Below are 15,747 nucleotides of genomic sequence, written 5' to 3'. Positions count from 1 at the left end.
AATTGGAACAACAGAAACCTAAGCAGAAGGACGTTCTATGAACACCATGATGAAAAAATCCGCATTTGCCCTTGTACTCTCGCTGGGTCTGGTCGCTGGCTGTAGTACCACTGGTGACGAGCCCATGGGCGATGATGAGATGACTGCCGTGGATCAGGACGGTGGTGCCTCCGTATACGGCGATGATGGCGACGGCGGTGTTTCCTCCGATGAACTGAGGGACGGCGAGCGCGGCCAGGCAGGTCAGGCCGCCACTGGCGAGGATGCGGCCCTGCGTCGTATCACCACCTTCTACTTCGATTTCGACACCGCCGAAATCAAGGCGGAGTCCCGGGATGTGCTGGCGGCTCACGCCCGTTACCTGGCCGGCAACCCGAACGTGAACGTACGCCTGGAAGGTCACACCGATGAGCGTGGCACCAAGGAGTACAACCTGGCCCTGGGCGAGCGTCGTGCCAATGCGGTGCAGCGTTTCCTGGTGGTTAACGGTGCTGACCGCGGCCAGATCGAAACGGTAAGCTATGGTGAGGAAAAGCCGGCGGCCATGGGCTCCAATGAAAGTGCCTGGGCCCAGAACCGTCGTGTGGAACTGATTTTCCGCTAAGACACAGCGGTGACTGACAATAGGTGTACCCATGAGAAAGCTTCTCGTGGCGGCAGTGGCACTGGCGGTTTCCGCCGGTGCCCTGGCGCAATCTTCCACGCCGGCCTATCAGAACAACGAGTCGGAAGCCCGGCGGCAGTCCGCCGGTAACCAGGGCAATGCCGAGCTCTTCTTCATGATCGAGCGGCTCCAGCAGGAAGTACGAAGCCTGCGGGGAGAACTGGAGGAGCAGCGAAATCAGCTTGAGCGCCTGACACGGCAGTCCCGGGAGCGTTATATCGATCTGGATCAACGGCTGATGGAGCTGTCCGAACAGCAGAGTCAGTCCCGCTCCGGTGGCGGCGGCTCGTCCGGTGGTTCAGCAGCCGCCGCGTCCAGCGAACGGCAACAGCCCCAGACCGTTAGCCAGGAATACCGGCAGCCGTCGGCGGAGGAGCGGGAAGCCTACGAGCGGATCCAGGCACTGATCCAGCAGGACAAGGCCTATGACCAGGCCATTGGTGATCTGTACGACTTCATCGGCGAGTACCCGGAAGGGGACCTGACGGTAAATGCGTACTACTGGCTCGGCGAAGTCTACCTGGTCAAGCCCCAACTGGAGCAGGCCAAACAGGCGTTTACGATTGTTGCCACCCGGTATCAGGATCACCGCAAGGCACCGGATGCCCTCTACAAACTGGGGGTGGTCCATGACCGTATGGGTGAGAAGGATCAGGCCGAACGGTACATGAAGCGGGTAGTTGATCAGTACGGCACCAGCCAGGCGGCCAATCTGGCAAAAAAATACCTGGGCGCCGGTTAAAAGGGGTTGATCACCCCAAAAAAATCCGTACTATATGCGCCTCGTTTGGGTCGTTAGCTCAGTTGGTAGAGCAGTTGGCTTTTAACCAATTGGTCGAAGGTTCGAATCCTTCACGACCCACCACTATTGCTTCGGCTGGCATGGAAAGCCGGTCTGATCCCGGTCATGGGTCGTTAGCTCAGTTGGTAGAGCAGTTGGCTTTTAACCAATTGGTCGAAGGTTCGAATCCTTCACGACCCACCAATCAGGCAGGCTGTATCGGCCTGCCGTAAAAAAGAGCCTCCGGGCTCTTTTTTTTTGCCTGAAAATCCCCACAATCAGGGGGGTACGGTGTCTGTCCCATGCTTCACGGTGTTTGGTGCAGGGCTGTGACCGACGCCGGGGGTGATATACTGCCCGTATTCAGGAGTAGCAACAGAGAAGCGAATGATGACACGAGTTGAAGATCGTATCCTGGTTCAGGAATACCTTGCCCACGAGGCGGAGCCCAAGCCGCTGAGTGACGAGGAAAAGGCCGGACTGGAATCCCGCATCCGCGAGGCACTCCGGCAACAGGATGCGGTACTCGTTGCCCATTACTATACCGACCCGGATATCCAGCGCCTGGCGGAGGAAACCGGTGGTTGTGTGGCCGATTCCCTGGAAATGGCCCGTTTCGGGAACCAGCACCCGGCGTCCACGGTGGTGGTGGCCGGCGTTCGCTTCATGGGCGAAACCGCCAAGATCCTCAACCCGGAAAAGCGGGTACTGATGCCGACCCTGGAAGCGACCTGCTCCCTGGATATCGGCTGCCCCCCGGACGAATTTGCGGCCTACTGTGATCAGCACCCGGACCGTACGGTGGTGGTCTACGCCAACACCTCCGCCGCCGTGAAGGCCAGGGCGGACTGGGTGGTAACCTCAAGCTGTGCCCAGGCCATCGTCGAAGACCTGGACGCCCGGGGTGAAAAGATCCTGTGGGCTCCGGACAAACACCTGGGGGGCTATATCAAGCGCACCACCGGCGCCGACATGCTGATGTGGGATGGCTCCTGCATCGTGCACGAGGAGTTCAAATTCCGGGGCCTGGAAGACCTCAAGGCCCTGTATCCGGATGCTGCCGTGCTGGTTCACCCGGAATCGCCGGAACAGGTGGTGGATATGGCGGATGTGGTGGGGTCTACCTCGCAGTTGATCCACGCCGTGCAGTCCATGCCCAACGAACGCTTTATCGTGGCCACTGACAACGGCATCTTCTACAAGATGCAGCAGCTTGCGCCCAACAAGACCCTGATCGAGGCGCCCACCGCCGGTAATGGAGCCACCTGCCGCAGCTGTGCCCATTGTCCGTGGATGGCCATGAATGGCCTGGAGAACCTGCTGCACGTGCTGCAACAGGGTGACCAGGAGATCCGGGTGGATGAGGCCCTGCGGGAGGATGCCCTGCGCCCCCTGCGCCGGATGCTGGACTTCACTGCCAATATGAACCTCAAGGCCGCCGGCAACGCCTGATCAGGCGTTGGCGCCTTTCCCTTCGACGGTCCGTCGCCTCAGGACTGGCCCAGGCGACGGCTGACTTCCGCCAGTCTCTCGGAAATTACCTGTCGCAGCGGGGTACTGGACGGTGCCCGTTCCTGGGCCTGTCGAAGCTGGCGCTGGGCTGCTTCCAGATCGCCCATCAGGATGTCGTATTCCGCCCGGGCCCTGTGCACGCCGACAATATTCCTGGCCATGCCCTCCGCTTCCGCAAGCCGCAGCCACAGGTCCTCGCGATTAGGGTATTCCCGGGTCAGTGTCTTCAGGTAGTCCGCAGCCCGGCTGCCGTTACCCGCCTGGATCTCGATGTGGGCCAGGCGATCGGTGATGGGGTAGTTGCCGGGGTTGCGGCGCAGGGCGGTTTCCATCAACTCCCGGGCGTCGGCTAACCGGTCCTGCGCCTGCATGGCTTCCGCCAGGGTGACCTGGTAGGTGATGCGGTTGGGGCTTTCCTCCAGCAGTTCCTCCAGGATGGTCCGGGCACGATCAGGCTGCCCGTTGGCAAGCAGCGCAACGGCCAGACCGTATTGGGCTGCTGCTTCGCTACCTGAGGTCGGGTCTTCCAGGTAGGACTGGAAGGCATCGATGGCTTCCCCTTTGTTGCGGGCGTAGCGTACCTGCAGCCGTGCCCGCACCAGGTGATATTCGTGGTGGTCGCTGGCGCCGGCTCCCCGGTACTGGTCGGCACGGCTGCGGGTGTCGGACACCCGGGACTGGGTCAGGGGGTGGGTTGAGAGGTATTCCGGCACCCGGTTCCCCTGCAGACGGCTTTGCCGCATCATGACCTCGAACATTTCCGGCATGCCACGGGGATCGAGGCCGGCGTCCGCCATGATTTCCATTCCGACCCGGTCAGCTTCCTGTTCGTGGGCACGGCTGTAGGCCAGCATATTCTGCACGCTCATGGCCTGGGTGCCCATGATGGTGGCGATACCAGCCTCCGAACCGGTGACGGCGGTCAGCACGATGCCGGCGATGATGCCCGCCGCCGTCAGCGGTGCCGAGCGTTCCTGCTGCTCCAGCCGGCGTGCAAAATGGCGCTGGCTGAGGTGGGCCAGTTCGTGGGCAATGACGGAGCCGAACTGTTGTTCGGTCTTGGCGTTCAGGAAGAGGCCGCCGTTGACCCCGACAATGTTGCCGGGCACCGCAAAGGCATTGATGTTGGGGTCGTCAATCACCACGATGGTGAGCTCACGGTTGCTCAGAGGGGTATAGGGCACCAGTCGATATATCATCGACGTCAGGTACTCATACACCAACGGGTCCTGGATCTGTCCGGCGGAGCGTCGTATTGAGCTCATCACCCGCTGACCAATCTCGGTCTCCATCTGGTCCGATAGCAAGCCGCCGCCTAGACCGCCAATGGCAGGCAGGTCCCTCTCCTGGGCCTGGGCCAGCCCCGGCCATACCGGGGACAGGAGCATGACCAGGGTCATGGCCAGCGCTACGGAGCGCCTCAGCGGGCAGGTGTAAATACTGGAATCGAAAGTCATACCTTGGCTGATATACTCCAAACGAAACAATGCAACACGCCGGAACCAAGGGCATAATGGTGGCCCGGCAACCACAGCGAGACTGTCAGAAACAACCTATGGTTGATATTACCCTTGATGCTACCGGGCTGCGATGCCCAATGCCATTGCTAAAGGCCAAGCTCCAGATTGGCGCCATGACAGCCGGCCAGGAACTGGAAGTACTGGCCACCGATGCCGGATCCGCAAGGGATATTCCCGCCTGGCTGGCGCATACCGGGCACGAACTTGTCTCCAGCGATGAAGAGCAGGGTCGTTTTCGCTTTATCATTCGTGTCGGAGATCAGGAGTAAGTTCCACCATGGTTCGCATTCTACGTGGCCTGGCCCATAAATATTTTTCAGATGACGAAGCCGTTATCCTGTTCCTGCTGCTGTTGGTCGGCGTACTGACCATCGTCTTCCTGGGGGCCATGCTGGCGCCGGTGATCGCGTCGGTGATTATCGCCTTTATCCTGCAGGGCCTGGTGACCCGGTTGACCCAGGTGGGGGTGCCAGAGATCGTCTCCATCATCGGGGTGTTCGTGGTATTCCTGGGCACCCTGGCCGGCTTCCTGTTCGGGCTGCTGCCGCTGATCTGGACCCAGCTCGCCTCATTGGCCACCGAGGCCCCGCGCATCTTCCGGGATATGCGCAGTTACCTTGAACTGTTGCCGGAACAGTATCCCAACCTGATCTCCATGAATGCGGTGAACGACTTCTATCACCAGGTGACGGCGGAAGCGGGCAACGTGACCCAGTGGTTGGTGTCCTTCTCCCTGAGCAGCATTCCCGATCTGGTGGGGCTGCTGATCTATCTGGTACTGGTGCCCATCCTGGTGTTCTTCCTGCTCAAGGACCGTCGTCTGATCCTGGCGGCCATTACCCGGCTGTTGCCCAGCCAGCGACCGATGATGAGCCAGATCTGGCGTGAGGTGAACCAGCAGTGTGCCAACTACGTGCGGGGCAAGGCGGTGGAGATCCTGATCGTCGGCGGTGTCACCTTCGTCACCTTCAAGATCCTTGGGGTTCCCTATGCCGCGCTGTTATCGCTGCTGGTGGGGCTGAGTGTCGTGGTGCCGTATATTGGCGCCGCCGTAGTGACCATACCGGTGGCGATGATTGCGCTGTTTGCCTTTGGCTGGGGCTCCCAGTTTATCTGGGTGATGGTGGCCTACGGCATTATCCAGGCCCTCGATGGTAACGTGCTGGTGCCGCTGCTGTTCTCCGAGGTAAATAACCTCCACCCGGTGATGATCATCATCGCGGTGCTGTTCTTCGGTGGTATCTGGGGGCTCTGGGGGGTGTTCTTCGCAATACCGCTGGCCACTATGGTCAAGGCGGTGTTTGCGGCGTGGCCGGTGCGACCGGACGACCCGGTCCGGCTGCCCGAGTAACGGGGCTGCCGGTCGGGTGTCCGGGGCAGGGCGCGGACACCCCAAACGGCTACTGACGGGCGGTCAGAGTTCCCGGACGGCGTCCAGAACCTCTGCAGCGTGTCCCTTGACCTTCACCCCGCGCCACTCCCGGCGCAGCTTGCCTTCCCTGTCGATCAGGAAAGTGCTTCGGTCAATACCCATGTACTCCTTGCCATAGAGTTTCTTAAGCTTGATAACGTCGAACAGGGAGCAGACGGTTTCGTCCTTGTCGGAGATCAGGTGGAAGGGAAAGTCGTGCTTGGCCCGAAAGTTCTCATGGGCCTTGAGCCCGTCCCTGGAAACGCCGAGAATGACCGCATCAAGCGCCTGGAACTGGTCGTAGAGATCCCGGAAGTCCTGGCCCTCGGTGGTACAGCCAGGGGTGTTGTCCTTGGGGTAGAAGTAGAGCACCACAGGGTTCTGTCCCCGGAAATCGGACAGTCTGATGGTCTGGTCTCCGGTGGCTGGCGCTTCGAAATCAGCAACGGGTTGGTCGAGTTCTGGCTTCGCCATGGCTTCTCCTTTGTTTCCCTTGTGTCGGTTGACACCCAAGATTACCATAACCGTTTTATTTGCACGGAGTCCTTATGATTACTGGTAGCCTTGTCGCTCTGGTGACGCCCATGCACCCGGATGGCAGCATTCACTGGGAGCAGCTGGATGCACTGGTGGACTTTCACCTTGATAACGGTACCCACGGCATCGTCGCGGTTGGTACCACCGGCGAGTCAGCAACCCTGACCCCTGCGGAACACCTCAAGGTGATCGAGCAGATCATCAAACGGACAGCGGGCAGGATTCCGGTGATTGCTGGCACGGGGGGCAACTCCACCCACGAGGCGATCGCACTCACCTCCGAGGCGGCCAAACTCGGCGCCGATGCGTGCCTGCTGGTGGTGCCGTACTACAACAAGCCCACCCAGGAAGGCCTCTACCGTCATTTCAAGGCCATCGCGGAGGCGGTGCCCGACGTCAGCCAGATCCTCTACAACGTACCGGGCCGTACCGCCTGTGACATGCTCAACGAGACCGTGGAGCGCCTGGCGGATATTCCCAACATCGTCGGTATCAAGGACGCCACCGGTAACATCCCCCGGGGTGCCGAGCTGATCAGGGCCGTGGAAGGCCGTCTGGCCGTCTACTCCGGTGACGATGCCACCGCTGCGGGGCTGATGCTCGCTGGCGGCAAGGGCAATGTCTCAGTGACCGCCAATGTGGCGCCGAAGCTGATGTCGCAACTGTGCGAGGCCTCCATTGCCGGTAATCAGGAAGAGAGCGATCGTCTCAACGAGATCCTTGATCCCCTCAACCGCAAGCTGTTCCTTGAGGCCAACCCGATCCCCGTCAAGTGGGCCCTGCAGCGCATGGGCATGATGGATACGGGAATCCGGTTGCCCCTGACACCCCTCAGTGACAAGTTCCACAACGAGGTTGAAGAAGCACTCAAGGCCGCAGGCGTACTCTGAATGACAGATAGCAACAACACAGTGATGCATTGCTCCCGCGGTGTTATCCGGGTTCGTTCACTGCTGGCGCTTGCCATGGCCGGCATCCTCGCCAGCGGTTGCAGCCTGATCCAGGACCGTTCCGATGACTACGCCACTGCCGAACAGGCCGAGCCCCTGCATGGCCTTGATGGTGAACCACTGCCACGCCAGCGTTCGGCTTATCCGATCCGATCGGTGAGCGGAAGCGGAACCATGGCCAACCAGGTGCCGCGGCCACCGGACCTGACCGCCGAAATCCTCGACGAGAACTATGTCATCGAGTCGGTGAATGACCAATCCTGGTTGCTGGTCAACGAGGTGCCGGGCCGTATCTGGCCAGCGGTGGCCGCCTGGATGAACGAAACCGGCCTGGCCGTTGCCTCCGACAGCACCCAGCTTGGCATGATGCAGAGTGAGATCGCCAACTTCAGCCGCCGCGCCCGGGAACTGGTAGGGCTGGGTGAAGCCGTTTCCGGTGAGTCGCTGACGCTGGTGCAGGTCCGCCTGGCCCCCGGCGTACGGCGCAAGACCACGGAAATCCAGGTGCGCCCCCGCCAGGTGTCGGAATCCCCCGGGCGGCTGCTGCCATGGCAGGACCAGCCCATGGATCAGACCCGGGAAGAGCAACTGCTTAACAACCTGTCCCAGTTCCTGCAGGCTCGGGAAGATAATCGTTCCTACTCCCGTGCGGCCCTGGATATGAGCAGTGAACCCCGGGTCAGTATGCGCCGGCCCAACGCCGAACAGGCGCAGGCGGTGGTCATTGAGTTGCCTTACGACCGCGCCTGGGGTGAAGTTCGCCGTGTCCTCGAGGACGAGAATATCCCCGTGCTGGACCTGGATCAGAGCGCTGGATATTTCCTGGTGGACGGACGACCCGCTGAGGACCGCCAGCGTGGCTGGTTGACCAGTTGGTTCGCCGGGGATGAAGTGGAGCCGGTGGCCACCAACCGGGTGGATCTGGTGGAAGAGGATGGCAGGGTAGTCGTCACTGCCGACCGTGCAGACGGCTATAATGGCGGTAACTACTCCCGCTCCGTGCTGTCCCGGCTCTACGAATACCTGTACTGATACCGCGGACCCCAACAGGGGGTTGGCAAGAACAACGCAGTGGTCAGGATAGCTTGCCTGGCCACCGGAGACTGATATGGAAAAGCGCAAAGAACTCTACGCGGGCAAGGCCAAGTCCGTTTTTACCACCGATGACCCTGAGCGGTTCGTGCTGGTGTTCCGTGATGACACCTCCGCCTTTGACGGCCAGAAGAAGGAACAGCTCAACCGCAAGGGCATGGTGAACAACCGCTTCAATGCCTTCATCATGGAAAAACTGGAGGCGGCCGGCGTTCCCACCCACTTCGACCGGCTGCTGTCGCCGACGGAATCCCTGGTCAAGAAACTGGAGATGATTCCCGTTGAGTGCGTGGTCAGGAACGTCTCCGCGGGCAGCCTGTGTCGCCGCCTGGGGGTGGAAGAGGGGCAGGACCTGAACCCGCCCACCTATGAGTTATTCCTCAAGAATGACGAACTGCACGACCCCATGGTCAACGAATCCCTCGCGGCAACCTTCGGCTGGGCGAAGCCGGAGGAGCTGGAAGAAATGAAGCGACTGACCTACGAGGTCAACAGTGTGCTCAAGTCCCTGTTTGCCGACGCCGGCATGCTGCTGGTGGATTACAAGCTGGAGTTCGGCCGTTGTGAAGGGCGTATTGTGCTGGGGGACGAGTTCAGTCCCGACGGTTGCCGTATCTGGGACCGCGAGACCCGCAAAAAGATGGACAAGGACCGGTTCCGCCAGGGGCTGGGCGAGGTAATAGAGACCTACGAGGAAGTGGGGCGTCGCCTCGGTATCAGCTTCGACTAAACTCACTGAATGGGGGCCTCTGGAGGCCCTCGTTTATATAGGTTGTCTACTATCGACCATAGGGGAGCCGCCCATGAACAAACTGATACCCGCTGCAACCGCTTGCCTTTTTGTCACCGCTCCGGTGGCCCAGGCCGATGTCATGGGACTCGGCGCCACCATTGGCTACTGGGATTCCGACCTGTCCGGCAAGGTCTCCAATGGCTCTGACCGGGTCAACGTGGAGAACGACCTGGACCTCAGCAACAACAACGAGGCCAACCTCAGCGCTTTCCTGGAACATCCGATACCGCTGCTGCCGAATGTCCGCCTGAGCTATGTTCGTATCGACCAGACCGGTCGCGGCGAACTCAGTTCCGGTTTCGACGGCGTGCCTGCCGGGGTGCCGGTGGATTCGGAGCTGGACTGGCGGCAGACGGACCTCACCCTGTACTACGAGATCCTGGACAACTGGGTGAATCTGGACCTGGGCCTCACGGTCCGTGACCTGGACGCCGAGCTGAAAGTCAGTGATGTTGCCGGTCTTACCCGCAGCAAGACGGACGTGGATGCGGTCGTTCCCATGGCCTACGCCGCCAGTCGTTTTGACCTGCCGCTGACCGGCCTGTCCGTGGGTATCAGCGGTAACCTGGTCAGTTACGGTGGTGATTCCCTGTATGACTATGATCTCTTTGGCCAGTACCAGATCTACGGCGTACAGCTTCGTGCCGGCTACCGGGAAATGGCGGTTGACTACGAAGACGGTGATGATCGCCTGGATATCGACGTGGGCGGTCCCTTCGCCAGTGTCGGCTTCAACTTCTGATGTAGAACAGGGACAGAACCTTGAAACTGCTTGTTACCGGCACCGCCGGATTCATCGGATTCCATCTTGCCCGTCGTCTGCTGGAGCGCGGCGACGAGGTGATCGGCGTTGATAACGTCAACGGCTATTACGACACCAACCTCAAGGAAGCCCGGCTGGACCGGCTTCGGGACCATCACGGCTTTACCGAGGTTCGCCAGGATATTGCCGACCGGGCTGCCATGGAATCCATGTTCCGGCAGCACCAGCCCCAGCGGGTCGCGCATATGGCCGCCCAGGCCGGCGTCCGTTATTCCATCGAGAACCCCCATGCCTATGTGGACAGCAATATGGTGGGGTTCATGAATATCCTGGAAGGGTGTCGCTACAACGGGGTGGAGCACCTGGTTTATGCATCCAGCAGTTCCGTGTATGGCGCCAACGAGACCATGCCGTTCTCGGTCCAGGACAATGTGGACCATCCGGTAAGCCTGTACGCGGCCTCGAAGAAAGCCAACGAGCTCATGGCTCATACCTACAGCCACCTGTACCAGATACCCACCACCGGGCTTCGCTTCTTTACCGTGTATGGCCCCTGGGGGCGCCCGGATATGGCGCCGTTCATCTTTACCCGTAAGATTCTTGCCGGCGAGCCCATCGACGTTTTCAACTTTGGTCACCACAAGCGGGATTTCACCTATATTGATGATATTGTCGAAGGTGTGATCCGCACACTGGACCATGTGGCCTGCTCCAATACAGACTGGAGTGGGCTGGAACCGGATGCCGCCAGCAGCAAGGCGCCGTACCGGCTCTATAATATTGGCAGCAACAATCCGGCGGAACTGGCCCGTTTCATCGAGATTATCGAACAGGAAACCGGCAGAACCGCGGAGAAGAACTACCTGCCCATGCAGCCGGGTGATGTGCCTGCTACCTACGCCGACGTAGATTCACTGATCAGGGACGTGGGCTACCGGCCGGAAACGTCGCTGGAGGAAGGGCTGTCGCGCTTTGTTGCCTGGTATCGTGAGTTCTACGGCGTCTAGCTGAGCTTCCAGATCGTCATCGGCGAAGCGGACGCCCGAACAGAATCGGGAGGACACCGGTGATTGGTCCCCAGCTTGCAGATGATAACCTGATTGAGTCGTTTCGCATGCACGCCCGCTGGCAGGAGCCCGCGGAACTGCAAGAGCATGACGGCATGCTGATGATTGCCGGGTGCAACAGCCGCCCGGGACTCTACCGCAATTGCGCCCTGCGGCTGGATCCGTCCGTGCCGGCAGGGAAAGCCTTCGAGCAGACCATGCGGTTCTTCGGTTCCCGGGAGCGGGGGTTTACCCTGGTCACCCGCAAACGCTTCGACGAGGATATGGAAAAACTGCTGGCGGACGCCAGCATCTTCCCTCGTGGCAGTTCCCCCTGCATGATCATCAACCGTGAGCTGGAGCCGGCGCCCCTGCCCGAGGGGGTCTATACCGTGGCCATTTCCGATCAGGATCAGTTGCGGGACAGCGTCCAGGTGAACATGGAAGCCTACCCAAGGTTGGGCATGGCGGCGGAGGAAGTGGCCGCTTTCTTCCACCACGGCGACCGGGTCATGGGTGACAGTGTCAGCGGCCTGGTAGCCTACAAGGACGGCGTCCCCCTGGCCACGGCGCTGACCTATGTCACCGGCCCATCCGCCGGTATCTACTGGGTGGGTACCGTGGCGGCCGCCGAGCGCCAGGGCCTGGCAGGCGCCTGCACCCGTCTGGCCGTCAACGCCGGATTCGAGCAGGGTGCCCGCGTTGTGACCCTCCAGGCCAGCCCCTTCGGCCTGCCGGTCTACCAGCGTCTGGGTTTCCAGAATTACGACGGACTCAGTTTTTACTTTTTTGGTCGTTCGCAGGTCAGTTGACCTCCGGTTCGGCCCACGTCGGCATAGCCACAAACAAAAAGCCCCCGAACGTTTCCGCTCAGGGGCTTTTCAGTATCTGGTAGGACCAGGCAGATTTGAACTGCCGACCTCTGCCATGTCAAAAATGCGCGCTAACCTTAGCAACAAATTGAATAGAATAAAGAAAAATGTTTAAGCGCCCTGTATCGTGTGCATGTATTGCACACTTTATGAATCAATGCATTAGATACTGTATATTGACAATGGATTTTGGCGGGAGTGGGTATGGTTTGGTCGGCAGTTTCCGGGATTTTGGGTGTACTGGTTGGACTGTTTCTCGGGCACCGGTTGGCTCTGGGGCGGGATAGGCGGTTGGAATTCAACGAAGCAACGGAGAAGGTACGGGTAAAGTTGCTTGGGCACCTCAAAGAGATCGAAGGGGGCAATACTGTAACTTTAATCGAGGATCAGGATATCGATGGGATAGTTGGGGCATTGGGAGTTAAACGGTCAGAGGTGATAGTCGCGAAATACAACCGTTATAAGGCCACGTTTGATGAACACGTAACTTATCGCGCGGATGTTACCAGAGAGCTTATTGGGTGGCCCATGGGACACTTTGACTCATCCGACGGTCAGGCTAAATTGCTCGGTGCCGCCCAGAATCTCTATAGATCGGTTCAGCCTAAATAATCGACTTAATTTCCAGCCCAGCCTCAACCCGCACCCACTCCCGCTGGTGCCCCTTCTGATAATGCTCCGTCATCTTCCCATCAGCGTGAGCCATGAGCGGCTGGATGTAGGTTTCGTTGTCGTAGCCGGCCTGTTTGTAGAGCCAGGAGCCCAGGGCGCGGATCTCGTGGAAGGTGGGGCGTTGCTCCCGGGGTAGGTGGTCGAAGGCTTTCGACTTGTCCCGGTACTTACGGAACTGTTCGGTGAAATGGTTCGGGGTGAGCTGGGTCCAGTGCTCCCGGCCTTCTGCGTCTTTCTTACGCTTGGGGAAACGGTGGACGATGTAGGGGCTGGCGACGCCGGATTTCCGGGCCCGCTTGATGATGTCTTCCAGCTCCGGGCAGTAGATCTCCAGGTGTGAGTGCTCGTGTTTGCTGGTTTTCTGGCGGACGACGCGGATGGTTTTGTCCTGGTACTGGTCGAACTTCATGCTTATGACTTCCGCGCGGCCCTGGAGGGTGATCAGGGCGATTTCCATGGCGATCTGCAGCCAGGCCGGCGCCACCGCGTGGATCTTCCGGAACTGCTCCAGGGTCATCCGGCGCCGGTCCTTGCCATAGTCTGTCTTGGCATAGGTGGTTTCAGCGGGGTTTCCCCATTCGGCGGGATACAGGCCTTTCATCATGGCGAATCGGAACAGCTCGATCAGCATGGCCCGGTGCTTTACGTAAGAATCCCGCTCGAAGTTGTCGTCCAGGTATTCGGCGATCGCCTGCACATCCACCTGGTCTATCTGCCGGTCACCGATATCCCGCCCGATCCGGCCCAGCCGGTAGTTGGTGGTCTGTAGGGTGCTGGCCGCCAGCTTCTTGGTGGGCAGGTGTTCTTCTTTGAACCGCTTGATCAGGTGGTTGATGTTCTGTTCAGCGGTGCCCATGACCTGGCCGACCAAGTCGGAGTCTTTCAGCAGGATGCCGTTCAACTGGCGCGCGGCGGCACAGGCCTCCGACTTGCTGGCCCCCATGCCATGATGCACGCCCGTCTCCGGGTGCCGGTATTTGTAGTAGGTCACCCCGTTCACCTTGTTGGTGTAGAGGTTCGCCGGCAGGTCCTTGTTCTTGCTTAAACGTCGTCGCGGTGCCATCAGCCAGCCTGCAATACTCGGTCAACCAGCGGGTTGCCGGTGCGTTGTTGTTCTTTCTGAGGGTCTACGAACCAGAGCCCTCCGATTTTCTTTGCCCCCATGATATGACCTTCCCGGGCCCACTTGTAGCAGACGCTCTTTGAGGGGCGGGGTTCGGCGAAGGTTCTCTCCCGCCACACTTCCAGGGGTATCAGTTGTGCCATGGTTCAGCCCTCCGGATATTGGTCCCAAAGCTGGCCATCCAGGCGGCGGCCTGCCTTTTTCTTGCCGGCCCATCCCATGAGCGTGCCGTCTTCAAAGGAATGCTTGTTGCTGCGAATCGGGACACCTTCAGCCTGGCCCAGCACGGGTAGCCACTCGCCCCATTGCTTGAACAGAAACGGCACGCCTGCCTTCAGACACTGGTTCCTGATCGATCGGGGCCAGTCGGGGTGCATGGGGCGGGCGCCGGAACCGGATTCGCCGCCCACGACTACCCAATCCAGTGCGGGGCGCACCCAGGTTGTTTCCTCGTATTGGGGATCTGACAGCATGGCTGCGGCCAGTGGATCAACGTCGGCCAGGCCGTGGTCTCCCCGGTACAGGAACGGGCCAAGATCCACCTGTCCGAGAAGTGGTTCCGCGCTTATCCATCGGATTGCCGCCGGGGCATCCAGTAGGGCCGGAATTCGCTCGTCAGCTGTCTTTTGATCCTCCACGCTTACGCCCAGCCAGACGTTAGGCAAGGGCCACGTGCCATTAAGATCAACTCTCAGGTTTCCGCCACCGTCAGGCAGGACCTCGGATGCCTTCTGCGCGAGAAAGAACGGGCGCCAATCAGCGTCCGGGTATTTCTCCTGCAGCTGGTCGGACTCGAACTGTGCCCGTTCCGGGTGCTCATCCACCCATTGGAAGAATTGCAGCATGTGTTCAGGGCGCTTAGTCAGTACCTGGAAGGTGTGCCAGGAAGCGGCGGCCATGATTCCGAAGATGCCGGCTACCAGGTCGAACGGAATGGAGGGGTGGAAAAGGTCGCTCATGCTGTTCACGAAAATCCGCCGAGGCCTGGTCCACAGGCAGGGTTCAGCCAGCTTGTCGTGTATCACCCGGACGCTGCCGTTCCACTGGCCTCCCTTGGCGATCAGGCCTTCGTAGGGCTGGCCGGGGCCGCTGAATCGGTTGGCGACCGTTTCCGCGTAGCAGTTACGGCAACCCTCGCTGACCCGGGAGCAGCCACGGATGGGGTTCCAGGTGGCTTCGGTCCATTCAATGTTGGATTTCTGGCCCATTACTCAACCTCCAGATCTCTTTTGGTGACGTATACGGTCCGCTGTGTCCCGTCCACCATGATCGACAGCTTGCCTTTGTTGGGCCCGGTCTTCGCTTCCCGGAACTGGGCGCCGGAAACCTTCATCGTCCTGAAGTCCTCCGGACGATCTTCCATCCAGCCCATTTCGTATAGCCTGAAGTTCTCTGGCAGGGGGCCGTTTTCGGACATCACCTTGAGGGCGGCCTTGCCGAATGAGGTGCCAGCAAAAATGTCTGTACTCATATCACTCATTGGCGGAGTCCTCCTGATCGGACGGCTCTACCTTCCGCCACTCAAAGTTCATGAAGATCCTGCACTTCCCGTCTTCCTTGTAGGCTTTCCCGTCCCGGACAGTGATGGCCATTGGCTCGTCATCGTCTTCGTCCATGCGGCATTCATAGGAGCCGTCTGGTGGTAGCCCTTCGTACTCGATCCATTCGCCCACACTCTGCTGGCCCTCCTGGTTGTTGTGCGGGATCTCTCGATACCAGATCACAACCGGGCCATCCTCGGTGTCGTGAATGCTGAGCATGTGCCATTCGGGGCCAGGTGGTTCCGGACTCCATCCGACGCTACCGGGGTGGCCTTCTTCGAAATGACGAATCCAGGCCGGGTGGTCTGGCGCCAGCTCTCCATCCATTTCGGATACAGTGGTCTCGATGTTGTGCATGGCGCACCATTGCTGCCATTCGTCAGCTGGGATCACTTCACGGTCACCGAATAGGGCTGGTAAGGCTGAGTGGGTCCAATCGCCATCGGCATCGCGTTGTACGGGCTCCGGGG

At 60.0% G+C, this 15,747-nt stretch carries 18 protein-coding genes and 2 tRNA genes; 13 read left to right on the top strand and 7 right to left on the bottom strand.

What is annotated here, in order from left to right; translation table 11 throughout:
• The first annotated feature begins 37 nt into the window (after window positions 1–37).
• The 5 genes from pal to nadA all read left to right on the top strand — a co-directional run bounded on the left by pal (window position 38) and on the right by nadA (window position 2,897).
• Complete coding sequence (gene pal / locus ACJO2E_RS08860) at window positions 38–604, top strand: peptidoglycan-associated lipoprotein Pal (protein ID WP_406963512.1); 567 nt, start codon at window positions 38–40, stop codon at window positions 602–604.
• A 31-nt stretch (window positions 605–635) separates the two neighbouring features.
• Window positions 636–1,406, top strand: a complete 771-nt coding sequence (gene ybgF / locus ACJO2E_RS08855) for a tol-pal system protein YbgF (RefSeq protein WP_406963511.1) — start codon at window positions 636–638, stop codon at window positions 1,404–1,406.
• Window positions 1,407–1,453: 47 nt separating this feature from the next.
• A tRNA-Lys gene (locus ACJO2E_RS08850) sits at window positions 1,454–1,529 on the top strand.
• A gap of 44 nt (window positions 1,530–1,573) precedes the next feature.
• A tRNA-Lys gene (locus ACJO2E_RS08845) sits at window positions 1,574–1,649 on the top strand.
• A gap of 186 nt (window positions 1,650–1,835) precedes the next feature.
• Complete coding sequence (gene nadA, locus ACJO2E_RS08840) at window positions 1,836–2,897, top strand: quinolinate synthase NadA (RefSeq protein WP_406963598.1); 1,062 nt, start codon at window positions 1,836–1,838, stop codon at window positions 2,895–2,897.
• A 38-nt stretch (window positions 2,898–2,935) separates the two neighbouring features.
• On the opposite strand, the gene ACJO2E_RS08835 is transcribed toward nadA, so the two are convergent.
• The gene (locus ACJO2E_RS08835) at window positions 2,936–4,414 is read right to left on the bottom strand and encodes a M48 family metalloprotease (RefSeq protein ID WP_406963510.1); all 1,479 of its coding nucleotides are present in this window, start codon (window positions 4,412–4,414) and stop codon (window positions 2,936–2,938) included.
• 98 nt (window positions 4,415–4,512) lie between these two features.
• On the opposite strand from ACJO2E_RS08835, the gene ACJO2E_RS08830 reads away from it, so the two are divergent.
• A complete protein-coding gene (locus ACJO2E_RS08830) occupies window positions 4,513–4,746 on the top strand; it encodes a sulfurtransferase TusA family protein (protein WP_406963509.1) in 234 nt (77 codons plus the stop codon).
• An 8-nt stretch (window positions 4,747–4,754) separates the two neighbouring features.
• Window positions 4,755–5,828 (top strand): AI-2E family transporter, encoded by a 1,074-nt coding sequence (locus tag ACJO2E_RS08825; protein ID WP_406963508.1) that lies wholly within the window; start codon window positions 4,755–4,757, stop codon window positions 5,826–5,828.
• Window positions 5,829–5,891: 63 nt separating this feature from the next.
• Here the strand turns inward: ACJO2E_RS08825 and ACJO2E_RS08820 are convergent, their stop codons facing one another.
• Window positions 5,892–6,362, bottom strand: coding sequence for a peroxiredoxin (locus ACJO2E_RS08820; protein WP_406963507.1), 471 nt, complete (start codon window positions 6,360–6,362; stop codon window positions 5,892–5,894).
• Between the two features lie 74 nt (window positions 6,363–6,436).
• Here ACJO2E_RS08820 and dapA point away from each other — a divergent pair, with 74 nt between their 5' ends.
• The 6 genes from dapA (at window position 6,437) to ACJO2E_RS08790 (ending at window position 11,881) form a co-directional block, all read left to right on the top strand.
• Window positions 6,437–7,315 carry a 4-hydroxy-tetrahydrodipicolinate synthase gene (gene dapA, locus ACJO2E_RS08815; RefSeq protein WP_406963506.1) on the top strand — a complete coding sequence of 293 codons (879 nt, stop codon included), beginning with the start codon at window positions 6,437–6,439 and terminating at the stop codon, window positions 7,313–7,315.
• The gene (locus tag ACJO2E_RS08810) at window positions 7,316–8,407 is read left to right on the top strand and encodes an NlpB/DapX family lipoprotein (RefSeq protein WP_406963505.1); all 1,092 of its coding nucleotides are present in this window, start codon (window positions 7,316–7,318) and stop codon (window positions 8,405–8,407) included.
• A 76-nt stretch (window positions 8,408–8,483) separates the two neighbouring features.
• The gene (gene purC / locus ACJO2E_RS08805; RefSeq protein ID WP_328189276.1) at window positions 8,484–9,197 is read left to right on the top strand and encodes a phosphoribosylaminoimidazolesuccinocarboxamide synthase; all 714 of its coding nucleotides are present in this window, start codon (window positions 8,484–8,486) and stop codon (window positions 9,195–9,197) included.
• A 73-nt stretch (window positions 9,198–9,270) separates the two neighbouring features.
• Window positions 9,271–10,002: a TIGR04219 family outer membrane beta-barrel protein gene (locus ACJO2E_RS08800; protein WP_406963504.1), complete on the top strand. Its 732-nt coding sequence runs from the start codon at window positions 9,271–9,273 to the stop codon at window positions 10,000–10,002.
• A gap of 20 nt (window positions 10,003–10,022) precedes the next feature.
• Complete coding sequence (locus ACJO2E_RS08795; protein ID WP_406963503.1) at window positions 10,023–11,030, top strand: NAD-dependent epimerase; 1,008 nt, start codon at window positions 10,023–10,025, stop codon at window positions 11,028–11,030.
• Window positions 11,031–11,089: 59 nt separating this feature from the next.
• On the top strand, window positions 11,090–11,881 hold the full coding sequence (locus ACJO2E_RS08790; RefSeq protein ID WP_406963502.1) for a GNAT family N-acetyltransferase: 792 nt from the start codon (window positions 11,090–11,092) through the stop codon (window positions 11,879–11,881).
• A 664-nt stretch (window positions 11,882–12,545) separates the two neighbouring features.
• On the opposite strand, the gene ACJO2E_RS08785 is transcribed toward ACJO2E_RS08790, so the two are convergent.
• The 5 genes from ACJO2E_RS08785 to ACJO2E_RS08765 are packed head-to-tail and all read right to left on the bottom strand — an operon-like array spanning window position 12,546 to window position 15,670.
• Window positions 12,546–13,676, bottom strand: coding sequence for a phage integrase Arm DNA-binding domain-containing protein (locus tag ACJO2E_RS08785; RefSeq protein WP_406963501.1), 1,131 nt, complete (start codon window positions 13,674–13,676; stop codon window positions 12,546–12,548).
• A complete protein-coding gene (locus ACJO2E_RS08780) occupies window positions 13,676–13,879 on the bottom strand; it encodes a DNA-binding protein (RefSeq protein WP_406963500.1) in 204 nt (67 codons plus the stop codon). Before ACJO2E_RS08780 ends, ACJO2E_RS08785 begins: the two co-directional genes overlap by 1 nt.
• Window positions 13,880–13,882: 3 nt before the next feature.
• A complete protein-coding gene (locus ACJO2E_RS08775) occupies window positions 13,883–14,944 on the bottom strand; it encodes a DUF5131 family protein (RefSeq protein ID WP_406963499.1) in 1,062 nt (353 codons plus the stop codon).
• On the bottom strand, window positions 14,944–15,207 hold the full coding sequence (locus tag ACJO2E_RS08770) for a hypothetical protein (protein WP_406963498.1): 264 nt from the start codon (window positions 15,205–15,207) through the stop codon (window positions 14,944–14,946). Before ACJO2E_RS08770 ends, ACJO2E_RS08775 begins: the two co-directional genes overlap by 1 nt.
• A 1-nt stretch (window position 15,208) precedes the next feature.
• Window positions 15,209–15,670, bottom strand: a complete 462-nt coding sequence (locus ACJO2E_RS08765) for a hypothetical protein (protein WP_406963497.1) — start codon at window positions 15,668–15,670, stop codon at window positions 15,209–15,211.
• Window positions 15,671–15,747 lie beyond the last annotated feature (77 nt).

Origin of the sequence: Marinobacter shunpengi, assembly GCF_045449695.1 — a bacterium.
Lineage (GTDB): Bacteria > Pseudomonadota > Gammaproteobacteria > Pseudomonadales > Oleiphilaceae > Marinobacter.
The sequence above is the reverse complement of the archived record's forward strand: the minus strand, read 5'-3'. Positions and strand labels throughout refer to the sequence as shown.

What these genes read in the sequence shown, in the direction of transcription:
- pal (WP_406963512.1), top strand. Translation starts at nt 38, where the DNA reads ATGAACACCATGATGAAAAAATCCGCATTTGCCCTTGTACTCTCGCTG.
- ybgF (WP_406963511.1), top strand. Translation starts at nt 636, where the DNA reads ATGAGAAAGCTTCTCGTGGCGGCAGTGGCACTGGCGGTTTCCGCCGGT.
- nadA (WP_406963598.1), top strand. Translation starts at nt 1,836, where the DNA reads ATGACACGAGTTGAAGATCGTATCCTGGTTCAGGAATACCTTGCCCAC.
- ACJO2E_RS08835 (WP_406963510.1), bottom strand. Translation starts at nt 4,414, where the DNA reads ATGACTTTCGATTCCAGTATTTACACCTGCCCGCTGAGGCGCTCCGTA.
- ACJO2E_RS08830 (WP_406963509.1), top strand. Translation starts at nt 4,513, where the DNA reads ATGGTTGATATTACCCTTGATGCTACCGGGCTGCGATGCCCAATGCCA.
- ACJO2E_RS08825 (WP_406963508.1), top strand. Translation starts at nt 4,755, where the DNA reads ATGGTTCGCATTCTACGTGGCCTGGCCCATAAATATTTTTCAGATGAC.
- ACJO2E_RS08820 (WP_406963507.1), bottom strand. Translation starts at nt 6,362, where the DNA reads ATGGCGAAGCCAGAACTCGACCAACCCGTTGCTGATTTCGAAGCGCCA.
- dapA (WP_406963506.1), top strand. Translation starts at nt 6,437, where the DNA reads ATGATTACTGGTAGCCTTGTCGCTCTGGTGACGCCCATGCACCCGGAT.
- ACJO2E_RS08810 (WP_406963505.1), top strand. Translation starts at nt 7,316, where the DNA reads ATGACAGATAGCAACAACACAGTGATGCATTGCTCCCGCGGTGTTATC.
- purC (WP_328189276.1), top strand. Translation starts at nt 8,484, where the DNA reads ATGGAAAAGCGCAAAGAACTCTACGCGGGCAAGGCCAAGTCCGTTTTT.
- ACJO2E_RS08800 (WP_406963504.1), top strand. Translation starts at nt 9,271, where the DNA reads ATGAACAAACTGATACCCGCTGCAACCGCTTGCCTTTTTGTCACCGCT.
- ACJO2E_RS08785 (WP_406963501.1), bottom strand. Translation starts at nt 13,676, where the DNA reads ATGGCACCGCGACGACGTTTAAGCAAGAACAAGGACCTGCCGGCGAAC.
- ACJO2E_RS08780 (WP_406963500.1), bottom strand. Translation starts at nt 13,879, where the DNA reads ATGGCACAACTGATACCCCTGGAAGTGTGGCGGGAGAGAACCTTCGCC.
- ACJO2E_RS08775 (WP_406963499.1), bottom strand. Translation starts at nt 14,944, where the DNA reads ATGGGCCAGAAATCCAACATTGAATGGACCGAAGCCACCTGGAACCCC.
- ACJO2E_RS08770 (WP_406963498.1), bottom strand. Translation starts at nt 15,207, where the DNA reads ATGAGTACAGACATTTTTGCTGGCACCTCATTCGGCAAGGCCGCCCTC.